Raw genomic sequence first — 18,366 nt, forward strand, 5'->3', positions numbered from 1 at the left:
GGAGGATAATCAGATGCTTCTCGCAACGACCAAAGTGGCGGACGTCGACCGCTTCATCCGTATCTTTTCGACCAAGGGCGCCGACAAGCGCCGGCTGCACGGTTCGAACGGCGCAACCGTGTTCCGCGACCCCAGCGAGCCCGACCGCATCTGGGCGATCTTCGACTGGGATGCCGAGGGTTGGAAGAACTTCGTCTCGGACCCCGAAGTGCCGGCGATCCTGCAGGAAGCCGGCCACATGGGCAAGCCGCAGGCGGCGATGCTGCTCGGCCACTACGAGGCCTGATGTGCGCCGCGCGCCGCCTGCCACCGGCAGCGGCGCGCCCACCAAAACCCCGAGATCGGAGAACTGAAATGGACCCGAAACCCATCAAGATCGGCCTTGTAGCCGAACTCACCGGTGCGTTGTCCTTCATGGGCATCGCCAACGCCAACCTGACGACCATGCTCGTCGACGACATCAATGCCAAAGGCGGCCTGCTGGGCCGGCCGGTGGAGGTCGTCATCGAGGACGGCGAGACCACCGACAGCGTCGCCAAGGCAAGGACTGCGAAACTGATAGACGTCGACAAGGTCGACCTGGTCGTTGGCGGCATCTACAGCTCGACCCGCCAGGCCATCAAAAGCGAGGCCGTCGTGCGCGGCAGGACGCTCTACATCTACACCGAGCAATATGAGGGCCAGGAAAACGATCCCCTGATCTTCTGCACCGGTCCCGTGCCCGCGCAGCAGGTCGAACCGCTGATCCCATGGCTGATGCAGAGCACCGGGGCGAAGACATTCTACCTGCCATCGGCCGACTACATCTGGCCTCATCTGCTGAACAAGGCGGCGGGCCGGGTGGTGCGCGCCAATGGCGGCGAGATCGTCGGTGAGGAGTATTTCCCGCTCGATACCGTCGATTTCCGGCGCACGGTGCAGCAGATCATGGCGAGTGGCGCCGACGTGGTTTTCAACACGCTGGTTCCGCCGGGCTTGATGCCTTTCCTCGATGAGCTGGACAAGGCGGGTTTCAGCAAACGGGGCGGCAAGATCATCTGTACCTACTTCGACGAAAACTTCTTCAATCTCGTGCCGTCCGCGCAGATCGAAGGCCTCTACAGCTGCCTCGACTACTATCAGGAACTCGAGGATCCGTTCGGCCGCGCGCTCTTGCGTCGCTACCAGGACCGCTTCCCCGGCAGCGCCATGCTGACCGCGGGCAGCGGCTGCACCGGCCACTACCGGGCGATCAAGATGTGGGAAGCCGCGGTGAAGGAAGCCGGCACGCTCGAGCAGGGCGCGGTCATCCGGGCGCTCGATCACGCCAGGATCAGCGAGGGGCCGGGTGGCCCGGCCGAAATGGTCCCCGGCCAGCACCATGTGCGCATGAACATGTACATCGCGCAGGCGCAGGGCGGTCGTTTCAGGGTCGTCAAGAACCTGGGCCCAATCGATCCCAACGAACGGGTGATTGCCGACGAACTCCAGCTCAGCAAAGCAGGCTGAGCCGGCGACAACTGGTCCTTGAAGAGGCGGGGGCGAGGGGAAGTTGCCCTCGCCACCGCCGCAGCGCCGCTAAACGTCAAAAGCCCGGAAGAGGCTGGGTCTTTCCACTCAATCGAGCGCCAAGCGTCAAAGCCACCGGAAAATTCTTGATTACGGCACGCATGGCCGTCGCGCCACCAGGCCCAATCGCTATCCGGGCAATCAGGGCCGCGGCACGCAGACGAGCCGAGAATTGCCGACGCCATGCGCGTTCGTAGCGGCGTCCGACGCCGCCGCCGCCCTCGCGACCTTTCCCCGATGCAACCAGTTCTCTCGCAAGGAGCCAGCCGGATTGCAGCGCCATCGAAATGCCTTCAGCGATGACAGGATGTGACTCGCCTGCGATGTTGCCGACGCGGAAGATGCCCTGATCATAGCCGGCACGAATGCCGGGATGAATCGGTCCCGCGGCAAGCCATGGTCCATCCAGTTCGGCACCGGCCAGCACAGTCGCAACGCCTCGGCACGAGGCCTGGACGTGGCGCGATAGTGCATCGGCGGCCGCGATGTTTCCAAAGCGCTGGCGCAGTTCGGATAGAACATCCCTGCGGATACAGCAGGAAATCGAAACCCGGCCACGGTCCGCCGTTACCATCCCGCCATAGCCGCCTGGGAATACCAGCAGCGGCATCAGGTCGGGCGGCAGCGCGGAGCCTCTAAAATGTGCCTTGAACCCGAAAAGGTCGGAGGGTTGGCTTGTTCGTTCAAGTTGGCTTGGGAGTTTCCCGGGTTCCCAGGATCCGTGCGCGGCAATGATGACAGGTGCGCTCAACACCTTTTGGTGCTGGCCCGCCTCCACGGTCACAAATTGCAAATCATCGCGCCGATCAATGGCGACGGCCTTGCAAGGCTGGAGAATTTCGACACCCGCACGTTCGGCGGCCTGCAACAGGATGTAATCCAGACGATCGCGGCCGAGCGCGCGGCCGAGGCCTGTCCTGGCGATCGGCATTGGCGCTTGCGCCGAAACATCGCCCGAAAAGAACCCGACGCGACGGATTTCGGGGCCGGCTTCCGCGCGCCAGACGTCGCCGACGCCCAATCGGTCGAGCAAGGCCAGGCTGGTCCCCGACATGAATTCGCCGCAGACCTTTCGGCGCGGGAACACCACTTTCTCCACCATTGCCACCGACCAGCCATGTTGGGCCAGCGCAATGGCGGTAGAACTGCCGGCAGGGCCGGCACCGATGACAATTGCGTCGTGCATCAGCTGGTGCCGGGCATACGGGCGCCGACAAAAGCTTGAGTGAACAGGCCTTTGCGGCCCTCCATCACCGGCGTTCCCCCTGACTGATGCCACAATTGGGAAAGTTCCGTGCCGCGAAAACCGGCGCGGACACTTTGCGCCGCGTCGTTCAGTGTCACTGCGCAGGCGCCGATCAATGGCAGCAACCGCGTTGCGACAAGCGGCACCTTGGCCCTCAGCGGCTCCGTCGCGACGAGCATCGGGGCCAGCGCCATGATGCGGGAAAACAGATCCTGCAGGCGCGTGTCGTCGAAGTGGTGGAGGATAAGGTTGGCGCAGACAAGATCGAAGGGCCTGTCCCCAGTCCACTCGAATATATCGGCGGTTACGGGTTGCGCCCGCCAACCAAATTTGGCGAAAGCGTTGCACATATCCTTGTCGATCAGGCCAATCCTGTCGACCATGACGAGCTCGACGTTTGGCCACCGCCGCGCCATCAGCCGCGCCACCGCCAGCATGAACTTTCCGTCCCCGGCACCGATTTCGAGGATGCGCAGCGGCGGCGTTTGCACGTTCGCCCGCAAGAGCGATGCCATGAACCTGGCCTGGAACATCAATGCATTGATGCGGACGAGATCACGACGGGATGCGATCGCACGAGGATCATCGGCCGGAAGGCCGTCGAGGAGCTCTGGCTCCAGATGCCGGATATTTATGTCGGTCATGCGATGGATCGGAATCTAGGGCTTCAGCCGGCAATCCGTCAAATAGAATTCGGTCGTACCTTCATGGCCGCACGCTGTTCATGGCAGAACGCGCATGTGACTTTAATCCGGATGGCGAAGCCGAACGTCGGTCCCTTTCATACAGGATCGGAGGCTGGTATCACAGCTTGCTAATGAGAAATATCGGCTCCGCGCAATAAAATACTTCATGCCGGCGTTTGCCTTAGGAACGCTTCCAGATTCCTAGACCTCTTGTGAGACCCGATTGGGCTCATTGTCGGAGCAATTTTGTCACCTCAAGCGTATCTGAACCGCATTGCCACGTCAGTTCCAGAACACGACGTGCATCAGTTCTACCTCCGCTATGGAGCTTTGCTGCTTGAAGACGATGCCCAGCGCCTTCTACTCTTCGAGCGAATGGTCGCTCTCGCCGGGATCGAACATCGCTATTCCTGCTTTGCGCCTGCCGACGATCCGCGCGGTGGTGCAATCGATCGCGACGGCACCTCGGTCAGGGGCTCGTTCGCCAGCACGGCAATCCGTATGAAGATGTACGAAGCCGCCGCCCCGGAGCTCGCGCAACAGGCCGTAGACAAGCTTCTGGCCGACGACGACCGGTCGCTGATCACGCATTTGATCGTGACGAGCTGCACCGGCTTTTCGGCGCCTGGCATCGACCTCGAACTGGTGCAGCGATGCGGCCTGCCAACGTCGGTGGAACGGACCATCGTCGGCTTCATGGGATGCTATGCCGCCATCAACGCCTTGAAGCTGTCACGCCATATCGTGCGCTCCGACCCGAAAGCCCGCGTGCTGATCGTCAACATCGAATTGTGCACGCTGCATTTCAGGGAAGCCACCGAGCTTGAGAAGCTGATCTCGTTCTGCCTGTGGGGCGACGGTTGCGCGGCCGCGCTGGTCACGGCCGAGCCGCACGGTGCCCTGCTCGAAAGCTTCCACGCCATCGTGGCAGTGGAGCGCAAGGAGCTGATGAGCTGGCACATCCGCGACGACGGCTTTGACATGGTGCTGTCCGGCCAGGTTCCCGGCGCGGTGCGTGAGACACTGCGCAACGACCATCCAGCCATCCTCGGTGGCAGACCCCCCAAGGAGATCGATCTGTGGGCGGTGCATCCCGGCGGCCGTTCCGTGCTCGACGCGGTCGAGCGGGCACTCAAACTGGAGCCGACCGAGCTCGACGTATCGCGCGAAGTGCTCCGGCGCTACGGCAACATGTCATCGGCAACCGTGATGTTCGTGATGGCCGAAATGCTGAAGGAGCCGCCGGGCCTGCTCGGCTGCGGCATGGCGTTTGGGCCGGGCTTGACCACAGAGACCATGATGTTCCGGACTGCCTGATGCCATCGAACACCATCCGGCACCGCATCCGAGCTTTCGCAGGCCGCTGGTTGGTGCCGTACTTGCCGTATCCGCACTTTATGAGCGTGGCACCTCTTGACGCCGTAGTGCGCATCCTATGGCGCGCGGAAGGCCAGATCCCTCCCGCTTACTGGCCGCGCCTGGTGCTCCTGCTCCTGCTTTCGGGGATCAACACGGCCGCCTCCCTGCCGGAGCGCGTGATCCTTTGGGCATGGCTGCGGCTGCGACCTCCCCGGATGGAGCGGGACAAAGCCCCTGTGTTCGTCCTCGGCTACTTTCGATCCGGGACGACGTTCTTGCAGAACCTGCTGGCAGCCGATCCGAACCTGAGATCGCCGAGCTGGCCGCAGGTCCTGGCCCCTCAGACATTCGTCCTTGGCTGGGCACTGCTGCGCTACCTCTTCGTCCCCTTGCTGCCGTTGACGCGCCTCGACGCAGTCGTGCCCATGGGCGCCAAGCTGCCGGCCGAGGACGACTTCGCGCTGAACAATCTGGGTGGGATGTCCATCCTTGCCGGACGCGCCGTGCTTCCCCACCGGCAAGCCTTCTTCAATCGTTTCCACGATCTCGACGGGCTCTCGGCGGACGAGTTGAGCCGCTGGCGCTCACATCAGTTGGCCTTCGTCCAGAAGCTCACCCTGGTTGCAGGCGGGCGACGGCTTCTGCTCAAGTCGCCGAGCCATACGGCGCGCGTCCGCTACCTCCAGGAGCTGTTCCCGGGCGCCAAGTTTGTCCACATCTCCCGTTCGCCGGAAGTGGTGTTCCGGTCCAACCTCCTTCTGGCGCGCGAATTGCAGCGTGCATTTGCCCTGCAGCCGCCACTGCCCGAGGACGAGCAGGAGGAGATCATCGCTCACGAATATCTCGCGACGGAGATGCACTATCTGGCGGACAGGGTCCAGATTCCAGCCGCCGACCTCGCGGAAGTGCGGCTGCAGGATCTCACTGCCGACCCTGTGGGCGAGATGAAGCGTATCTACGGCGCACTCGGCCTGCCATTTTCTCGCGGCTGCGAGGAGCGGATGCTGCAGGTCGCCGCGACGTTCGGCAAGCAGGTGCGTAGCCACCATCCCGACCTGACGGAAGGGCAGAAGGCGCGCGTAGCTCGCCTCGCACCGCTGGCAGCCGCTTTTGGGCATGCGCCGGCCCAGGCTCCCGGGACGCTCAATGTTGACAGCCAACCGCGCATTGGATGACATGGGATGATGACGACAGCCCGATGGTCGCACGCAAGCTGGGCAGCCTTGGCCCGGCTGTTGCTCGTCCCCCTGTTGATCGCGACCTGCGCCGCACCGCTCTCGGCATCCGCCGATGAGCAGAGCGAAGCAGTCAGGTTGGTTGAGACTGTGCGCCAGGCGGCGATTGTGCTTGGGCATGGTGGATCCACCGAAGGGCAGCTCCGCTCGATCTCCGCGGCGTTCGACGGTAGGGGAATCGCCCAGGCCGTGCTGGGAACGTATTGGCGCCGCGCGAGTGCGGACGACCGCGCCTCGGTGGTCGATGCGCTTCTTTATGCCATTGCACACAGGCTGGCCGACAAACTGGAGCGGACGCAGGACAAGACTTTCACCGTGCTCGGCACAAAGGCTCTGGCCAACGGCGACATCCTGGTGCGCAGCGAATTCCGCCGGCCGCTCCACGGCCCAACCTCCGTGGACTGGCGTGTGCGCCACTGCCGCGGACATCTGTGCATCGGCGATGTCTTTGTCGACGGCGGCTCGGTGACCGTGCAGCAGCGGGACCGCGTTGCCCAGCTGCTCGCCGGCAATGGCGGCTCGATCCCAGCACTTGTCGCCGATCTCAGGAAAGGCCGGGTATGACTTCTCGCTCGTGCTCATGTCCGCCCTCGTCGAATTGAGCAATGTCGGCCGCGACTTTGACGGCGGCCGCATTGTCGCCGTCGATGATGTGTCGCTCACAATCGGGAGTGACGAGACCGTCGCCATTGTCGGCCGCAGCGGGAGCGGCAAGTCCACGATCCTGAACCTCGTCTGTGGGCTCGACCGGCCGACGCGCGGCGAAGTTCGGTTCGAAGGACGGGCCGTCAACGGCAGGGCTGCATGGGCAGCCGTCCGGGCCAGCAGGATCGGCATCGTTTTCCAGAACTTCTTCCTGCTCCAGTCCTTGTCGGCGCGCGAGAACATCGAGGTGGCTTTGTTGGGGAACCTCGGCGGAGCGCGGCAGCGTCGCGTTCGTGCGCTCGAACTTCTGGCACATTTCGGTCTTGCCGAGCGCGCCACGCTCCGACCGGCTGAGCTTTCGGGCGGCGAACGCCAGCGTCTTGCCATTGCCCGCGCGCTCGCCAACCGTCCGAAGCTCCTCGTTGCGGACGAGCCGACAGGAAGCCTAGACGTGCAGACGAGTCAATCGGTGATGAGCATCATTGGCAACGTGCATCGCGAGTTCGGTACCGCGGTGATCGTGGTGACGCATGACGAGGACGTGGCCGCACTGTGCGGGCGGCGCGTCGAGATCTCCGACGGCCGCATCCGTTCGGACAGCCGAACGGCGCCGGTGCCGCGATCCGCCAACCCATGACAGAGTTGACCCTTCCCTTGCGCGGCCTCATTGCACGTCCGCTTCGCACCCTGCTTACGGTTCTCGGCATTGCTCTGGCGGTCGCGGGGTTTGTGGCACTTACCGGCCTGACCGCTGGCGTCCAGCACTCGTTTGCGTCGGGAATCGATGAGAACGGCGCCGACCTGGTGGTAAGCCAGCGCAGCGCGTTCAACCTGGTGAGCAGCACCGTGCCCAGGTCGTTGGGCACCGGGCTTTCCGCGGTGCCAAACGTCGAGGCTGTATCGGGCGTTCTCCTGAACATCACCACCGCTGACGACGCCGCAAATATCGTCATGGCCGGCTGGCCGAGCGACAGCTTCCTGTGGAAGGACATGCACCTCGTGGCGGGGCGAATCCCTGCACCGGGCGACCAGTGGCCGGTGATCCTTGGCGAGTCGATCGCCAGCGCCTTGGACAAGCGGGTCGGTGATACGGTCGAGCTGCAGTTCCAGCCCTATACGGTTGTCGGCATCGCGTCCTTCTCGTCCATGCTGAACCAGAACAGCGCGATCGTTCCGCTCGAAGGGCTGCAGCAACTCCTGTCGCGCGAGGACGTGTTTACCTTGTACGAAGTGAGGTTGAAGCGCCCGCTCGACAAGAACGACATCGCTGTTGCCCGAACCCGGCTCATCGCAGCCGCACCGGGGTTCGAGGTCGGCGACACCGAGCAGTTTGCCAACAGCATCCGCATCTTCGATCTGCTTCGGGCGATTGCCCAGACGATTTCACTGGTTGTCATGGCGATGGCCTCTGTCGCCGTTGCCAATACACTTCTGATGGCCGTGAACGAACGGACGTTCGAGATCGGAGTTCTCGCAGCGCTTGGCTGGTCACCGCGGAGGATTCTTCGGCTCATTCTCATCGAAGGCGTGATCATGAGCGCAGCCGGCGGGATCATAGGGATCATTCTCGGCGCCCTTACAATGGAAATGGCGGCGAAGACAAAGGTCGCGGCGGGTCTGATCGTGCCTTACCTGTCAGGCTGGTCGATCGCGCAGGCGCTGATCTTCGTCTTCATCGCTGGCCCGCTCGGCGCGCTTTATCCGGCTTGGCGCGCCACGCGCCTTCTCCCCGCCGAGGCACTCCGCAGAATCTGACGCCGGGCGGTCGACATGAGTTGCGTGGCGGACCTTTGCACGACACCTCTTGCCCCACCCAACCAGCCGGCCGTGCCTCACGACAGAAGCGCCGGATAGAGCCATAGCTGCCACGCTCAGTCGCCAGGGGAGGACCAGACCAAAGTGACGTCGACGCCGATTGCCAGACCCGAAGCAGGCGCGTTGCCCATTGGTGCGCTGCTGGGCGCCATGGTGTCGATCCAGATCGGCGCCACCTTCGCCAAGGGCCTGTTTCCGCAGGTCGGCGCCAATGGCACCACGGCGCTCAGGCTGGTCGTCGGCGCCTTGATGCTGGCAGCCGTGCTGCGGCCCTGGCGTGTCAGTCCGTCTCGCGCCGTGCTGCCCTGGCTGATCGCCTACGGGGTGAACCTCGCGGTGCTGAACCTTCTGTTCTATGCCGCGCTGCGCACCATCCCGCTCGGCATCGCCGTGGCGCTCGAATTTACCGGCCCGCTGCTGGTGGCGACGCTGTCGTCGCGGCGCGGCAGCGACTTTGCCTGGGTGGCGCTGGCTGTCGCCGGCATCGTGCTTTTGTCGCCCTTCATCCATTCGCGCCAGGCGCTCGACCCGACCGGCGTCATGCTGGCGCTCGCCGCCGGCGGCAGCTGGGCGCTCTACATCGTCTTCGCGCAAAAGGCAGGCGCCGAACTCGGCGGCCAGACCACGGCCTACGGCATCGCCATCGCCGCCGCACTCGCGTTGCCGTTCGGCGTGGTCGAGGCGGGGCCAGCGCTGGTCGCGCCGTCGATCCTGGTCGGCGCGCTCGTCGTCGGGCTGTTCTCCAGCGCGCTGCCGTTCTGGCTGGAGATGGTGGCGCTGACCCGCATGCCGGCCAGGCTCTATGGCACGCTGACCTGCCTGGAGCCGGCGCTGGGCGCGCTGGCCGGGTTCGTGTTCCTGCACGAGGTGCTGACCGGGCTGCAATGCGCAGGCATTGCCGCCGTGGTTGTCGCCGCCTTCGGCGCGGCGATAACGACGAGACCACCGGTGCCGTCACCCGAATAGGCGCTTGCCGGCGCCCTCGGCGCGAGAGACTGCATGTCTTGACCGGACTTCTCCCGGCGTCGTGATTTCGACGGCGCGGCCTTTGCCACGGCCTGTTTCAGCAAGCCTGGCCATGCAGGGCGGCAACATGGGCGCCGCGTGACTGCAATGAACTGCCACGCCCTTTACATGCAAGAATTCTAAATAAGCGGATGCTTCTTTACTTTGCCGATCAAATACAGTTTGCCAAATACATAGCGAAATAGTTCGATTATTTTTAAGCTTATCTTGATATTGCGATTGGCAAACAGAGCAACTTTTCCAATTTTGTAAAAGGAATCCAAGGTTCGCTAAGGGTTTTTGCGGCCCCGTGTTGCATTTTCGTCATACCGGACTCAAATGCGCGCATGCTACCAAGCGGCATTGTCGGGGGACATCATGAGATATTCTGGTTTTGTTGGAGTTGCATTGTCCGCTGCGCTGCTGGCGTGTGCGTCATATCCTGCAGTGGCCGGCGACTGGTCGGGCGTCTATGTCGGCGGCGGCGTCTCCTTCCGCAAGCACAAGGTCGACTTTCCGAACGGCACCGACAGTCTGAGGATGACCGACACCACCGCGCCCGGCATCATCGATTTCCAGCAGGTCCCCAATCTCGAACACCAGGGCAACACGGTCGGCGGCCATCTGCTGGCCGGTTATCTGTTCCAGAAGGACCGTTACGTGTTCGGCGGCGAGGCCGATTATGAGTTCGGGTCATCCTTCTCCGACGGTCGCACGCCCGGCATCCCGGCTTGCGGCAACGTGCCGGTGCCGACGACGGGCCATTTCGGCTGCGTCGGCCTTAGCACCTTCTTCGATGACGTCGAGACTTTGGGCCATGTGCGCGGCGTGGTCGGCGTCGAATTGACGCCGACGCTTCTTGCTTTCGCGACCGGCGGCCTTGCCATTGGCAAGAGCCCCGAGGTGATCGGCGCCAGCGCCGGCGGCTTCATCGTCAGTTCGCCGAGTGCGCCACTGGTGGGTGCCGCCACCGTACAGCGGTCCGGCATGGCTGAGACCATCTACGGCTTCACGGTCGGCGGCGGCCTGCAGGTCAAAGTCGGCCACGGGTTCATGCTGCGCGGCGAATATCTCTACGATCGGTATCCGGGCCACGACATCGCCGTCGGCGGCGCCGGCTTCGGCGGCACGATCGGCGAGCTGACGACCAACTCCTTCACCAGCCCGGGCAACCGCGTCGACTATTCGAGCCACACGGTCCGGCTTTCCGCGATCTACCAATTCTCCGAGGACCAGCCGGCCGAAGCGCCTGCCTATCTGCAGAGCGACTGGTCGGGCGTCTATTTCGGCGGCGGCCTGTCGATGAGCCGCCACAAGGTCGGTTTTCCCAACGCCGTCAATCAACTGCATATGCAAAACAACGTGACCCTTGGCTTCCTCGATGTGAAGCCTTCCAACGAATACGAGGGCGATTCGACGGGCGGCCACCTCGTCGCCGGCTATGCGCATCAATGGGGGCATGTCGTCCTCGGCGTCGAGGGCGACCTTGAGCTCAACAACGCCTTCAGCCGCGAGCGGACCATCGGCGGCCCGGACTGCCTGACACCGCCGATCAATTTCGTCCAGCTCGGTGTCGGCCACTTCGAATGCATTGGCAGCAGGCTGTTCTTCTCCGACGTCAAGTCGCTCGGCCATGTCCGCATGACGGCGGGTTACGAGATCACCCCGGCGCTGCTTGGCTTCGTCTCCGGCGGCCTCGCCGTCGGCAAGAGCTCGGACGTCTACGGCGCCAGCATCTTCGGTGTTGTCGCCTCATCGCCGAGTGCGCCGCTGGCCGGCGCCGCAACCGTCACCAGGGCGGGCCTGTCGAAGACCGTCTATGGACTTTCGATCGGCGGCGGTGCCGAGCTCAAAGTCAGCGAGCATCTGCGGCTGCGCACCGAATACCTCTACGACAAGTACAAGTCGGTCGACATCGCTGTCGGCGGCGCCGGCTTCGGCGGCACCATCGGCAACATCACGACCAACTCCTTCGTCAGCCCCGGCAACAAGGTCGAACTCTCCAACCAGACCGTTCGCCTCACGGCCATTTACCAGTTCTGACGACACTTCGGAGCGGTAGGGGGGTCGCACGTCCGGCACGCAAGGCCTATGCCTTGCGACAGAAGCGCCGGCTGCCGTCGACGAACCGGCGGCCGATGGCGCGTGAATTGCCTGCGAAAATCGCTATACCTGCCAGATCGGCTCCCAATGGGCTAAAGGGGGGACAATGTCGATCGCGCGTCGATGGGGGGCTTACAAAGCCTATCTTCAGAAGGAATTTTCCGAAGCTGCGCCGACGCCTGGCTGGCGGCTTCGCGGCCTGTTGAGAGGTCATCCATCCAGGTCATTGGCGATGCTGGACGACCGAGCCTATCGCGAGCACGACTACATCAACTTCACTTTGCAGAGGCGACGGCGGGAAACCTACAATTCCCGTCTCGCACAGGTGCTTTTCAGCAAGCTGGATCAGAAGGTGTGGCTCGACTGCGTCATGCCGTCGGTCGCGCCGCCGGTCACCCATTATCTTGCCGGCCGAAAGCTCGTCAGCCTCGACGGCAATGGCGAGATCCTGGAGCTGGATGCGCTCCTCGTGCTACTGGCGCGCAAGGGCGAATTGTTCCTCAAACCGTCCGGCCAGGGCCAGGGATTTGGTGCCATGAGGCTGGTCCAGACGTCGGACGGCATTCTCGCCAATGGCAAAAGCATCGAGCCGCGGCAATGGCTGGCCGGATTTTTCGGGCAGAACCGTACTGGCTATCTGGTCTCGGACATCATCGCGCAGGGACCATGGAGCGAAGCTTTCTTTCCCAGCACATTGAACACCCTTCGCGTGCTGACCGGCACGCATTTTTCGGACCATCGCCCGGTCGTTCTCGCGGCGACGATGAAAATGGGCCGGCCGGCAACCTATCCCACCGACAACTGGAAATCGGGCTGGGGCGGGATCGCCGCTTGGGTCGACGTCAATAGTGGCATGCTGGCCGCCGGTCTGTTCTACAATGTGCAGGCCGGGCGGCGCGATTGCGCGGAAGCGCACCCCGAAAGCGGCACCCAGATTCGCGGCGCCACCATACCCAACTGGGGTTTCGTAAAATCGGCGGTGCTGCGGCTTGCCGGCCTGTTGCCGTTTCCCGGCCTCGTCGGTTGGGACGTCGCCCTGACGGCTGCCGGCATCGTCATCGTCGAGGCCAACACTAGCCCTGGCCTGGACATCCATCAATGCCACGGCAGCCTGAAACAGACGGCCGAGCAGCGGGCCTTCTGGGCAGAGATGCGCATGTGAGGCCCTCGCGATCCGGTGAATGCTCCGTCGCACCCTACTATTTCGCCTTTGACGGCGACGGCGTCGCAAAGGTAGTCTCCGCCTGCACCCACGCCGAGAGCGAAGGTGGTACAATGGCAATGGTGGCCGCCTCGGCGAGGGTCATGATGGCATCGACGACGATGAGGACCACGATGTCGGTGACGACAATGATGACAATACCCCACCGGCGGTTACGCCCTGGTCTGGCAGGAAGATAAGGAATGATGGCGCCGTCATTGCCTCGACTTTGCCGGTTCGTCCTGCGGGCCTCGACGGCGTTGGCGCTCACAGTCGCGCCCTACCATGTCACGTTCGACGATGCTGGCGTTGCCAAGATTGTGCTCGCTGTCGCCCACGCCAACAATGGTGGCGGTAACGGCGGCGGCAATGGTGGCGGTAACGGCGGCGGTAATGGTGGCGGTAACGGCGGTGGCAATGGTGGCGGCAACGGCAACGGCAACAGCGGCGGTAATGGCAAAGGCAACAGCGGCAGCACCGGAACCAGCAGCCACGTGAATGCGGTGACAGGCGACACCGTCAGCGTCATCGGCAATGCCATCAAGGTCGTCCATCCCAACGGCTTCAGGGAAGAGGTCGCCAACGGGCGTTTTGAAATGAAGGATGCGCTTGGCCGCAGGATCGTCGAGCGCGCGGCGACCGCCGCCGATTTGGCCCGCCTGAAAGGATTGTGAGGCCACGCAGAGTGCGGCAATTCAACAGTCGCTCGCGTCTCGTCTCAGCAGCGCGGGTGCCTTGTCGTGGTCCCCGGCTCGAAACCCGGCCCTCAGCCGGTGCGGTCCCGCGCCTCATGCATCAGAAGTGCCGCTTCGGTCCGGTTGCGGACATTGAGCTTGGCCAACACCCGCGTCATGTGGTGCTTGATCGTCTTTTCCTGCAGCGCCAAGCGCGTCGCGACTTCCTTGTTGCTCAAGCCTTCCGCCACCAGGCGCAGGATCTCCGCCTCGCGGCTGGTGAGCTGGCGGATCGGATCGGGTTTGCTGCTGGCCGGCTGCAGCAGTCCGGACAGCAGCCGGGCCGACAGCGTCGGCGAAACGTAGCTTTCGCCTGCGGCGACGTTATGCAGGATTTCGGCCAGCATTTTCGAGCCGACGCCTTTCAGAACATAGCCGCGCACGCCGGCATTGAGCGCCTGGGCAATGTCGGCATTGGCCTCCGACACGGTCAGCATCACGATCTTCTGGCCGGAGGACCGCGCCAGGATGTTCGCTGCGGCGACAAGGCCGCCGCCCGGCATGCTGATGTCGAGCAGCAGGATATCGGGTGCCACGGCCTGGACCAGCCTTTCGGCATCCTCGGCGCTGGCGCCTTCGCCAACCAGTTCGAAGCCGCCGATTTCGCCAAGGCTGCGCGCGACGCCCTCGCGAAACATCGGATGATCGTCGACGATGGCTATGCGGATGACACCGGTCACGGTTGCTCCTCGACGGACAGTGTGATTACCAATCGTGTGCCTTGCGGCCCTGACAGTGTTTCGAAATGCCCGCCAATGCTTTCGATCCGCTCCCTCAGGCCGGCGAGCCCAAGACCTTCGGTCCTTGCCGGATCGAAGCCCGGCCCGCCATCCAGCACTTCAACGAAAAGCTTGCCGGCTTTGATCCCGGCTTTCACCGCCTGGTTCCTGCCTTTTCCATGGCGGAAGGCGTTGTTCAACCCCTCCTGGACGAAACGATAGATGCTGATCTTCTCTGACGGGCCGAGTTCAGGCAAGCGGGAAGGAAGCGTCAGCGAAACTGAGGTCCCGGTCCGCCGTTCGTGCTCGGCGACGGCCAGCCGCAATATGTCCGGTACGGCCGCGGACTCAATCTGCGGCAGCACCAGCCCGTTGCAGATGCCGCGTATCTCGCTCATCGCCTCGCCAAGCGTGTTGTGGATGCCGGCAACCTCGGCCTGGCGCTGTTCGGCCGAGGCGGCGGGGTCGAGCAGCAAGGGGCTGCCCACGCGCAGCGCCGCCAGCGCCACGAGCTGGGCCGGCCCGTCATGGAGATCGGCGCCGATGCGCCTCAGATAGCGCTCGTTGATGGCCGTGGCACGGCGCGAGGCGTGCTGCACGCGCTGGCGCAGCGTCGAGTTCTGCGACAGCAGTGCCTGCAGTTCTGCGACCTTTGCTTCGAGCGCCGTGCGCTGCGTCTCGATGGTGCGGCTGCCGCGAAAGACGATGCCGGACAACAGCGCAAGCGCCGCCGCCGTGGCGCCGGCCACCACCAGCCAGCTTTGCCACAGGGCAACATTCAGCGTCGTTTCGAAGTCCTCAGCGACCTCGTAGATCTCCGAGACGGCGACGACTTCGCCCGACCACGGTTCGCGCACCGGATTGTAGATTTCGAGCAGCGGTCCAGTCGCCGTTCTTTGCTCGTCCTGGCTTTCGGCATCGTCGTCGAGATTGTTGTACTGAGCCACGACATTGCCGCCAAAGGCGGCGACCAGGTTGGCATTCGGCTCGTACACCTTGCCGATCAGCGTCGTATCCTTGGCGTAGAGTATGGTGCCGTCGCGCCGCCACAGCTTGAACGAGGCCAGCCGTTTACCGAGCGCGCCCTGGTCTAGCGTCTCGTCCAGCGCCCGCTTGACGCTGTCGCTGAGCTCGCGGCTCTTGCGCATATCCGGCAGCAGTGGCGCAATCACGCTGTCGACATAGAGCGCCGTGGTGGCGGCGGAGTTGCGGGTGACGCCTTGCCGGATCTGCGATGTCACCCACAGGCCGACCACCAGCATCACCGCCAGCAGGCCGACGCCGCCGGCAACGAGGAACTGCAACGCAAGCGACAGCTTGCTCCAACGCCGTAAGAAATCCTCAAGCAATCGCGCGACCCATCCTCACCTGCGCCTGTTATAGAGGTAGAACGGCGTTTGTGACATCTGCCTTTGTCTTGGCCGGGCTGGACTTTAGTCAGGCCATGCCAGGCATCGAGCGTTGCCCGTCATGGCAAGGGGCTGCCGACGCGTCGCGGGCATTGCTGCGGTGTCATTCGCGCCCGAAGCGGCCATTCGCTGCGATCTGGCCGGCGGCCAGTTGTGAGAGCTGGCTCCGGGAGGCGACCTGCAGCTTGCGGTAGATGTTGTTCATATGGATTTTCAGCGTGCCTTTGGAGATGCCGGCGTCAGAGGCGATCTGCCCGGCCGGCATTTCGGATGCAGCCAATCGGGCGATCTCCATCTCGCGCTTTGTCAACTGCTGCGACAGCTTCTGCCATTTGATCCGGCGCGATGCCTCTACTTCAAGAGCTGGGCCGACAATCTCCGCGGGCAGCCAGTGGCCGCCGGCTGCCACTTGGCGGATACAGTTGAGCAACGTCCCGACCGCGGCCTCCTTCAGCACGATCCCGGCCACGCCGGCAATGACCGCGTCATAGAGCTGACCTTGTGATGCACCAGCCGTCAACAACACGCAGCGCGTGGCCAGCGTTTCCTTGCCGAGTTCGACGGCAACGTCGAGCCCGCTGAAGCCCGGCATGTTCAAGTCGATTACGGCGATATCAGGCGGCTCCCGCCGGATCATCGCAAGCGCACTCCTGCCGTCGAGCGCCGACCCGACCACCATGTAGCCGGGGTCGCCGGCAATCAGGTTTTCCAGGCCGCGCAGGAGCAGCGGATGGTCATCGACGATGAATACCGTGGTGACCATCTTCAGTCCCCCTCCGGCCCGATTGCCAGGGACGGCGGGCCCTCTCCGGACAACAGTCGCCCACACTCGATCATGAACAGTATCCTCCACCCGAGAATCAAAAGTGCCACGGCGCGCACCAAGCGCAGACCTGCGCGGCGGAACTATGCCCTGACCGCTTCCTGGCCGGAAACGATCCTCGAACGCGGCTCGCACCTCCCCAAGCGAGAACCCATTTCGACAGCAGCATCGCGCTTCCCATAAGCATTAGCAAATACTTAATCAACCTCGATGCGTCGTCGGCAGCAAGTGTTCCGGCGCCTGACTGAAAGCAGGCCACATGCCGCGACACCATTGCCGGTCAGTCACTTGATGAAACCACGGAACTGGTTCCAACAGTCTCGTCAAGGAAAGTAAAATTTGACGAATTTAGAAACAATTCGGTCGAACCAACCAGGTTTGATTTCAATATGAAGTCGATTTTTCCGGTGCTAGATTTGTGATCGCGCCTATAACCGCGGTTATATGGACGGGCCAATTACAACCTGCGTAATATGGTTAGGGGAATATTAAGGGTTCTGCCGGTCGACGTTGATCGTACGGGCTTGGGGGTTGGGGCGTGGGCGTGGCAGTCAGTTCGACGGCATGTGTTGTCCGTCATCCCGCAATAGTTGCGTTTGGACAAGCGAGCTCAGACTTCGCCGCCGCCCAGGACTCGTGTCCAAATTTGTCCGCATTCTTTTCACGAAAGCGATCAGGCGTCGGCAGGCCGCGTTTGCCGGCAGCCGGGCGCTCAGGACTTGTGCTCAAACTGGATAGACGGCGGCGGCTCGACCGCTGACCGAATGACAATACGGAGGAAATGACGATGGCGATCAGTATCGGCGGTGGCACCCTTCTCGAAGCAACGACCGTAGGATCGGGAACCGGCAACTACGATTCCTTCCTGCGGCTGCAGGCAACAAATGTCGAGGAGGGCTTCAACACCGATCAGAACGGCAACGTTCTCGACAACAAAGCCTCCTTCACGCACAGCCTGCAATATGGCGACTTGGTTCCGATCATCGTCAATGGCGTTGCCTACATCGAGTTCCGGCTAGACCTCAACGAAAGCAACAACACGACGAACGGCGAGATCACGCTCACCGACCTGAAGATCTATGTTTCCGACCCCCTTACCGGCGAAGCTACGCTTGCCGACTTCAATGCCAATTTTGCCGGCTTCGACACAATCTACTCGCTCGACGCGCCGCATCTGCTGATCGATGCCAATCACGGATCGGGAACGGACGATTACCGGGTGCTCATTCCGGTCAGCTCCTTCGCGGGAGTCAGCAGCGACTCCTATGTGACGCTGTTCTCGAGCTTCTCGGGGTCGAATGGTGGCTTCGAGGAGTGGCGCACCACTACGGTCAGCGGCGGCGCCGAGGACCAGCCGGCGATCGCCATCGACAAGATTACGATCGACGGTGCGGCATCTGGCGACGGTCTGACGGTACTCGCCGGCGATGCGATCTCCTGGCAGTACACGGTGAGCAATACCGGCAATGTCGCCTTGTCGGGCGTCGTCGTCACCGACAACCAGAACGTGACTGTCACAGCAGTGCTGGGCGCCGACAACCAGCACAATATCGGCGACACCAACAATGACAGCAAGCTCGACCTCACGGAAATCTGGAGCTTCACCGGCACCGGTACGGCCATCGCCGGCAACTATGCCAATATTGGTCACGTTTCCGGTTCTGGCGGGGCGGCTACGGCTACCGACGACGACGGCTCCTCCTATTTCGGCGCGGACCCCGAGATCAGCATCAACAAGGTGACGGTGGATGGCGCGACATCGGGCGACGGTTTGAACATTCTGTCCGGCGAAGCTATCAGCTGGAAATACACGGTCACCAACGTCGGCAACGTTGCAC

18 protein-coding genes are annotated in these 18,366 nt (G+C 63.0%); 12 read left to right on the forward strand and 6 right to left on the reverse strand.

Annotated features, from left to right (window positions below; genetic code table 11):
- Positions 1-13 precede the first annotated feature (13 nt).
- Together AC1DXN_RS27900 and AC1DXN_RS27905 are read left to right on the forward strand one after the other, a co-directional pair.
- Complete coding sequence (locus AC1DXN_RS27900) at positions 14-286, forward strand: hypothetical protein (protein ID WP_477242017.1); 273 nt, start codon at positions 14-16, stop codon at positions 284-286.
- Between the two features lie 68 nt (positions 287-354).
- Positions 355-1,488, forward strand: coding sequence for a substrate-binding protein (locus AC1DXN_RS27905; RefSeq protein WP_477277640.1), 1,134 nt, complete (start codon positions 355-357; stop codon positions 1,486-1,488).
- 76 nt (positions 1,489-1,564) lie between these two features.
- Here the strand turns inward: AC1DXN_RS27905 and AC1DXN_RS27910 are convergent, their stop codons facing one another.
- Positions 1,565-2,734, reverse strand: coding sequence for an NAD(P)/FAD-dependent oxidoreductase (locus AC1DXN_RS27910; RefSeq protein ID WP_477277642.1), 1,170 nt, complete (start codon positions 2,732-2,734; stop codon positions 1,565-1,567).
- On the reverse strand, positions 2,734-3,438 hold the full coding sequence (locus AC1DXN_RS27915) for a class I SAM-dependent methyltransferase (RefSeq protein WP_477277644.1): 705 nt from the start codon (positions 3,436-3,438) through the stop codon (positions 2,734-2,736). The genes AC1DXN_RS27910 and AC1DXN_RS27915 overlap by 1 nt, the downstream gene beginning before the upstream one ends.
- A 417-nt stretch (positions 3,439-3,855) precedes the next feature.
- Between AC1DXN_RS27915 and AC1DXN_RS27920 the strand changes: the two genes are divergently transcribed.
- The 8 genes from AC1DXN_RS27920 to AC1DXN_RS27955 all read left to right on the forward strand — a co-directional run bounded on the left by AC1DXN_RS27920 (position 3,856) and on the right by AC1DXN_RS27955 (position 12,804).
- Positions 3,856-4,797 (forward strand): type III polyketide synthase, encoded by a 942-nt coding sequence (locus AC1DXN_RS27920; protein ID WP_477421746.1) that lies wholly within the window; start codon positions 3,856-3,858, stop codon positions 4,795-4,797.
- Entirely contained in the window at positions 4,797-6,014 is a 1,218-nt protein-coding gene (locus AC1DXN_RS27925; protein WP_477277648.1) for a sulfotransferase family protein, read from the forward strand. Before AC1DXN_RS27920 ends, AC1DXN_RS27925 begins: the two co-directional genes overlap by 1 nt.
- Before the next feature lie 6 nt (positions 6,015-6,020).
- Positions 6,021-6,638: a Tgt2/MlaC family protein gene (locus tag AC1DXN_RS27930; RefSeq protein ID WP_477277650.1), complete on the forward strand. Its 618-nt coding sequence runs from the start codon at positions 6,021-6,023 to the stop codon at positions 6,636-6,638.
- Positions 6,607-7,356, forward strand: a complete 750-nt coding sequence (locus tag AC1DXN_RS27935) for an ABC transporter ATP-binding protein (protein ID WP_477242029.1) — start codon at positions 6,607-6,609, stop codon at positions 7,354-7,356. Before AC1DXN_RS27930 ends, AC1DXN_RS27935 begins: the two co-directional genes overlap by 32 nt.
- Positions 7,353-8,474 (forward strand): ABC transporter permease, encoded by a 1,122-nt coding sequence (locus AC1DXN_RS27940; protein WP_477277652.1) that lies wholly within the window; start codon positions 7,353-7,355, stop codon positions 8,472-8,474. The genes AC1DXN_RS27935 and AC1DXN_RS27940 overlap by 4 nt, the downstream gene beginning before the upstream one ends.
- A gap of 144 nt (positions 8,475-8,618) precedes the next feature.
- Positions 8,619-9,500, forward strand: a complete 882-nt coding sequence (locus AC1DXN_RS27945) for an EamA family transporter (protein ID WP_477277654.1) — start codon at positions 8,619-8,621, stop codon at positions 9,498-9,500.
- A 447-nt stretch (positions 9,501-9,947) separates the two neighbouring features.
- A complete protein-coding gene (locus AC1DXN_RS27950) occupies positions 9,948-11,582 on the forward strand; it encodes an outer membrane protein (RefSeq protein WP_477421748.1) in 1,635 nt (544 codons plus the stop codon).
- Between the two features lie 292 nt (positions 11,583-11,874).
- Positions 11,875-12,804, forward strand: coding sequence for a sugar-transfer associated ATP-grasp domain-containing protein (locus AC1DXN_RS27955; protein ID WP_477277659.1), 930 nt, complete (start codon positions 11,875-11,877; stop codon positions 12,802-12,804).
- A 37-nt stretch (positions 12,805-12,841) separates the two neighbouring features.
- Here the strand turns inward: AC1DXN_RS27955 and AC1DXN_RS27960 are convergent, their stop codons facing one another.
- The gene (locus AC1DXN_RS27960) at positions 12,842-13,114 is read right to left on the reverse strand and encodes a hypothetical protein (protein ID WP_477277661.1); all 273 of its coding nucleotides are present in this window, start codon (positions 13,112-13,114) and stop codon (positions 12,842-12,844) included.
- Between AC1DXN_RS27960 and AC1DXN_RS27965 the strand changes: the two genes are divergently transcribed.
- Positions 13,104-13,517 carry a hypothetical protein gene (locus AC1DXN_RS27965; protein ID WP_477277663.1) on the forward strand — a complete coding sequence of 138 codons (414 nt, stop codon included), beginning with the start codon at positions 13,104-13,106 and terminating at the stop codon, positions 13,515-13,517. The genes AC1DXN_RS27960 and AC1DXN_RS27965 overlap by 11 nt on opposite strands.
- Positions 13,518-13,609: 92 nt before the next feature.
- Here the strand turns inward: AC1DXN_RS27965 and AC1DXN_RS27970 are convergent, their stop codons facing one another.
- The 3 genes from AC1DXN_RS27970 to AC1DXN_RS27980 all read right to left on the reverse strand — a co-directional run bounded on the left by AC1DXN_RS27970 (position 13,610) and on the right by AC1DXN_RS27980 (position 16,558).
- Positions 13,610-14,257, reverse strand: coding sequence for a LuxR C-terminal-related transcriptional regulator (locus tag AC1DXN_RS27970; protein ID WP_477242043.1), 648 nt, complete (start codon positions 14,255-14,257; stop codon positions 13,610-13,612).
- Positions 14,254-15,612 carry a sensor histidine kinase gene (locus AC1DXN_RS27975; protein ID WP_477277675.1) on the reverse strand — a complete coding sequence of 453 codons (1,359 nt, stop codon included), beginning with the start codon at positions 15,610-15,612 and terminating at the stop codon, positions 14,254-14,256. Before AC1DXN_RS27975 ends, AC1DXN_RS27970 begins: the two co-directional genes overlap by 4 nt.
- 196 nt (positions 15,613-15,808) lie before the next feature.
- Positions 15,809-16,558 (reverse strand): response regulator, encoded by a 750-nt coding sequence (locus AC1DXN_RS27980; protein WP_477277665.1) that lies wholly within the window; start codon positions 16,556-16,558, stop codon positions 15,809-15,811.
- Positions 16,559-17,315: 757 nt separating this feature from the next.
- On the opposite strand from AC1DXN_RS27980, the gene AC1DXN_RS27985 reads away from it, so the two are divergent.
- The coding region (locus tag AC1DXN_RS27985) for a DUF7507 domain-containing protein (protein ID WP_477421750.1) at positions 17,316-18,366 on the forward strand (1,051 nt) is incomplete at its 3' end.

The organism is Mesorhizobium sp. P2_H9 (genome assembly GCF_056403215.1).

What these genes read in the sequence shown, in the direction of transcription:
- AC1DXN_RS27900 (WP_477242017.1), top strand. Translation starts at nt 14, where the DNA reads ATGCTTCTCGCAACGACCAAAGTGGCGGACGTCGACCGCTTCATCCGT.
- AC1DXN_RS27905 (WP_477277640.1), top strand. Translation starts at nt 355, where the DNA reads ATGGACCCGAAACCCATCAAGATCGGCCTTGTAGCCGAACTCACCGGT.
- AC1DXN_RS27910 (WP_477277642.1), bottom strand. Translation starts at nt 2,734, where the DNA reads ATGCACGACGCAATTGTCATCGGTGCCGGCCCTGCCGGCAGTTCTACC.
- AC1DXN_RS27915 (WP_477277644.1), bottom strand. Translation starts at nt 3,438, where the DNA reads ATGACCGACATAAATATCCGGCATCTGGAGCCAGAGCTCCTCGACGGC.
- AC1DXN_RS27920 (WP_477421746.1), top strand. Translation starts at nt 3,856, where the DNA reads ATGGTCGCTCTCGCCGGGATCGAACATCGCTATTCCTGCTTTGCGCCT.
- AC1DXN_RS27925 (WP_477277648.1), top strand. Translation starts at nt 4,797, where the DNA reads ATGCCATCGAACACCATCCGGCACCGCATCCGAGCTTTCGCAGGCCGC.
- AC1DXN_RS27930 (WP_477277650.1), top strand. Translation starts at nt 6,021, where the DNA reads ATGATGACGACAGCCCGATGGTCGCACGCAAGCTGGGCAGCCTTGGCC.
- AC1DXN_RS27940 (WP_477277652.1), top strand. Translation starts at nt 7,353, where the DNA reads ATGACAGAGTTGACCCTTCCCTTGCGCGGCCTCATTGCACGTCCGCTT.
- AC1DXN_RS27955 (WP_477277659.1), top strand. Translation starts at nt 11,875, where the DNA reads ATGCTGGACGACCGAGCCTATCGCGAGCACGACTACATCAACTTCACT.